At 72.9% G+C, this 4,656-nt stretch carries 2 protein-coding genes and 1 pseudogene; all 3 read right to left on the bottom strand.

Annotated elements, in window-relative coordinates; all coding sequences use genetic code 11:
- A pseudogene (locus ACWD3D_RS33710) lies at nucleotides 1-1,523 on the bottom strand (hypothetical protein); the annotation flags it as partial.
- Nucleotides 1,524-3,386, bottom strand: a complete 1,863-nt coding sequence (locus ACWD3D_RS33705) for an HSP90 family protein (protein WP_451464517.1) — start codon at nucleotides 3,384-3,386, stop codon at nucleotides 1,524-1,526.
- A 110-nt stretch (nucleotides 3,387-3,496) separates the two neighbouring features.
- Complete coding sequence (locus ACWD3D_RS33700; protein WP_451464516.1) at nucleotides 3,497-4,474, bottom strand: hypothetical protein; 978 nt, start codon at nucleotides 4,472-4,474, stop codon at nucleotides 3,497-3,499.
- Nucleotides 4,475-4,656: the final 182 nt, after the last annotated feature.

Genomic DNA, 4,656 nt, shown 5'->3' with positions numbered 1-4,656 from the left:
CCGGTGTCTGCCCCGGCGCCGTCCCGCGCCGTCCCGTCCAGGTCCTCCTCGGCGGCGGAGGACCATGCGAGCGCCCGGCAGCGGGCGGCGAGCGCGAGCCAGCCCATGTCCACTTCCGCGAACAGGTCCGCCGCTTCCCGGAGCCCGGCATAGCTTTCCGGGGCGTGTCTCCTGAACGAGAATCCGTCGACGGCCCGGTGCTGGGCGACCTCCGCCTTCAGCCGGACCTCCGGGCCGAGGGCCTCGTCGTGGGCGGCGGTGCCGTCCTCCAGCCGTCCTGCCACCCGGGCCCAGAGCCGGCTCGCCCCGGGATGCCCCAGGACGAGCAGACGCCGGGCCTCGCGCACCAGGGCGACGAAGTCGTCGGGTACGTCCAGCGCCGTGGCGGGCGCTACGGCGGGCGCGGAGGGCCGGGTGGTGGAGATCCGCAGCCCCAGGGGGAGCGGCTCGTCGAGCAGAGGGCGCCGGGCGAGGCGCACCATGCGGCGATCGCCCACCGCCGTGGTGCCGTTGCGCGCGTCGAAGGCGGCGGCGAGCCGGTCCGCCTCCGGCCGGACGTGGGCCAGGAGTTCACCCGCCGTCCAGTTTCGTCCGGGCGGCCCGGCGACGGCGGTGTCGGCGTGACCGTCCTCGACCAACGCGGCGAGCAGTACCTCCACACCGGTGAGGAAGCCGAGCCGGCCCCCCGGGGCCCCGGTCGCGTCGAAGAGCGGACGGTTCTCGGCGAGGATCTCCAGCCCGCGTCCCGCGTTGCGCGAGAGGGCGCAGAACTCCAGGTGCAGACCGACCTCCTGCAGCATGCCGGTGTTGCCGCGGACCCGCCGGTAACCGGCCAGGTGATGGGAGCGGGCCTCGTCGGTCCGGCCGAGGCGCAGCAGCGGCAGCAGCGCACGGGCCTGGCTCGTCTGAGGCTCCTCCGTGCAGGTGGTGCCGCCGCCGAGGACCGGCGCCCAGGTCTCCAGTGCCGCGCCGTCGTCGCCCGTCGCCATCCGGTACCGGGCGCGGTGCCGTATCTCGCAGGCCTCGCAGTCGCTCAGCCCGCTGCGGGGCCGGGTGACCCACAGGTCGTACGCGTCGGCGACGCCCACGCCCGTGTGGGACGCGACATGGTGGCGCATCGCCGCCACCGGCTGGAGGGAGTGACCCGCCGCCTCGTACCGGCGGCGCATCTCGTCGATCCAGCGGTGTACGGACGCCAGGGGCACCTCGGGCACCTGGAGCAGGGAGGTCGTCACCCACTTGAACCGCCAGAAGACCTGGTGTCCCTCCCACTCGCTGAAGGACTCGGGAGTGGTGTCCCAGAGCTTGAGCAGCCGCGCGAACGCGACGGGCGCCTTGGCGTGCTCGCCGACGTACTCGTACGCCGACATCAGCTCCAGCAGCGCCGTCACCAGGACGTCGGGCTTCTCGAAGGACTCCGCCGCCTCGACGAGCTCCTCGGCGACCACCGTGCGCGCCAGTCCGTGGGGGCGGTCGTAGTTCTCGCGGAGCGCCTCGATCACGGCCTCGGGAGTGTCCAGCATCTACAGTTCCTTCCGCGGCTCGGAGCCGGGCGCCGTCGTGCCGGGCTGGTGCATGGCGTGGGTGAGCAGGCCGATGAAGGCCCGGTTGAGGAGGGCGCTCTCGCTCGCCCGCAGGGGGCGGCGGCTGAGCAGCAGCGCCTGGCCGTAGAGAGCCTCGGCCGCCGCGACCGCGAGGCCCCGTTCGGTGATCGTGATCGCCTGGCGGACCAGCGGGTTGAGGTGGTTCAGGACCAACTGGGCGCGCGGCACCTCCTGACGGAGTGAGCCGAGGATGTCCGCCCAGAGGCCGTCGCTGTCGGCGGCGAGACTCGACCGGGTCCGCTCGTGCCGGGCCTCCCGGTTGTCGAGGAGCAGCGCCGGGGCGGTGACGGGCTGGAAGTCGCGCAGTACGACGTCGCAGTCGTGGACGCCGATCGTCTCCCGGGCGATGGCGAGGAAGGCCGCCGCACGGAGTTCGGCGGAGGCGTCCACGGCGTCGAGATGTGCCGTGACGGTGGCCGGGTCCAGGTCCGCGACGGCCGTGCCGGGCCGGATCTCCGGCAGCCGGTGCACGAGGTCACGGTCGTAGGTGTAGCCGCCGTTGACGACTCCGAGCCCGGCGGCCGACGCGATCGGGGCGACCTGCCGGAACTCCTCGACGCTGCGCGTGACCAGCAGCGTCGGGTGCGTACGCGCGAAATCCTCCAGGGTCACGTTGCCGTCGGAGGTCTCGAACGGCAGCCACGGCAGCACGATGCGCAGCAACTCGTCGTCGTACCGGGCGAGCGCCTTGACCGCGAGGTGGTGGGTGTCGATGAAGCGGTGCAGCAGGGCGGGATCGCTCGCCGCGAGGCCGGTGAGCCAGTCGCGGATCCGCTCGCCCAGGGCGTCTCGTACGGCGGAGAGCGTGCCGTCCTCGTAGAGTGCCTCCCGGGACGCGGTCGGCCGCAGGCTGGTGGTGTCGACGACACAGCGCACGAAGAAGGCCCACTCGGGCAGCAACTCCGGTGCCTGGTCGGTGAGGAGCATCCCCTTGAGGTGGACCCGGTGCCCCGCCTTCTGGGCCGGGCTGACCGCGGTGGGCAGGACGTACGCGACCCCGCGCAGTCCGGCAGCCGGAAGGTCGAGCTCGATGGTGTCGAGCGGCGTGAAGTCGAAGAGGGTGCGGCAGTACTCCGTGAACGCCTCGCGCTTGGCCAGCGGCGATCGGTGCGTCCGTTCCCACGGGGGCGTCTCGTTGACGCGGTGGGTCTCGCCCCGGGGGCCGACGACGACGACCTCGTGGCGCAGCAGACCGCCGTAGTGCCGGGCGAGGGAGACGACCTGCTCCGGTTCGGTCCACTCGGCGCTGTCGGCGCGCGGGGTGAGGCGCACGGTGGTGCCCGGTTCGGGAACGGCCGAGGCGGGCAGCGCACGGATGGTGTACCGGCCGTCGGAGTGGCCCCGCCATTCGACGGCGGGCGCCGCCGGATCGGCCGCCGTACGACTGGTCACGACGATCTCGTCCGCCACCACGAAGCAGGCGAGCAGTCCGATGCCGAACTGGCCGATGAACTCGCCGCGGGCCGAGTCGAGCCCGGCCCCGTCCAGGGCGCCGTCGGCGGTCCGCTTGGAGCTGCGCCCGATGGTGGCGAGGAACCGGTGGACGTCGGCCTCGGTCAGACCGACACCGGTGTCCGTGACGGTGAGGGTGTCGCCGGTACGCACCGTGATACGGCCGGGTGCCCCGGGATCGAGGACCTGGCGGGCTGTGATGGCGTCCACCGCGTTCTGCAGCAGCTCACGCAGGTAGACGCGGGGAGAGGAGTACAGGTGGTGGGAGAGCAGGTCGACCAGGCCACGCAGGTCGACCTGGAAGGTGTGGGCGGTCTCGGAAGGAGGCACCGGGTCGCAGACTTTCGTGAGGGGCACGTGCTCGTCGCGCGGAGCGCCGGACGAGGACGAGGAAGGGACGGTCGGGTCGGGGAAGACACCCGGGAGGGCGCGTCGGCGGATCAGCGTCCGGCCGCCGCGCGGTGCTTCCGGTAGGCGGCGACGGGGTCGCGGTGGTTCACGTAGCTCCAGGGGGACTCGCTGACGCGGCCCTCGGTGGCCCGGAAGCACTCCCGTGCCGCGTCGCGATCCCCCACCAGGGAGAAGGCCAGGGCGAAGGAGTTGAGGAGCTGGTTCCAGGAGCCGCGACGGACGAAGTCCGGGTGCCGGTAGGAGTGTTCGGCGGCCTTGCGCAGGGACTGGGCCACTTCCGGCCGGTGCATGTAGGCGGCGTCCGCGCCCACGTCGAGGGAGAGCCACTGCTCGATGTGCGCGTCCGCCACCAGCGTGCCCAGCAGGGTGCCGCCGGGGGCACCGAACGCGGACGCGTGTGCGAAGGCGTGCATCTCCTCGTGCGAGCCGCCCCACTTGTCGCAGACCTGCTGCAACTGCTGCGCGTGGGCTCCGAGGTGATGCGGATCGCGCCGGACCGTGGCCTCGAACCTGCGCCGCGCGACGTCCTGGCCGACCTGGAGTCCGCGCCCGGTGGTCTGGAGGCCGTACCAGGGGGAGGTCCACCCCGGTTCGCGTTCCGCCGCCTCGTACAGCCACCGTTCGGCCGTGCGCAGCCGGTCGTGGAACACCTCGAACTGCTCGCGGGACACGTGGGTCGCCCTCGCCGACGTACGGGCTTCCCAGCCCCAGGCGAGGTAGCGCAGACCGGCCACGACCCGGGGCAGCGCCGCATCGGGCTCGGACTCCGCCGCCTCGGTGATCCACCGTTCCACCCGTGCCGTCTCGCCGACGGCCCAGAGCAACTCCGTGCGGTCCTCGCTCTCGGGACGCGCCACGAGTATCGCGCGCACGGTGCCCCAGTCCGCGGCTGCGGCAGCCGCCCTGATGCGCGGGACCTCCGGATCTCCGGAGTCCTTCTGCAACTGTGCGCCGGGCCGGCCCACCTGTTTTCCGAGCGCGAGCGTCCAATCACGGAGCAACGCCACGTCCCCACCCCCTGGCCTGTGTCGAGCGGGGAGGTCCATGATCCTTCCACCCCGTGCCTAGTGAGTATCACGCCCGACCGACAATCGCACATGGATTCGGACGCATCTCGGGGGTGGTACGCCGCAAGCCCGGTGGGGAGGCGCGCGGACCTGCTCGGGCTCGGCCTCGGTACGCCAGGTCG

It is taken from the genome of Streptomyces sp. NPDC002690, assembly GCF_053592415.1.
The sequence above is the reverse complement of the archived record's forward strand: the minus strand, read 5'-3'. Positions and strand labels throughout refer to the sequence as shown.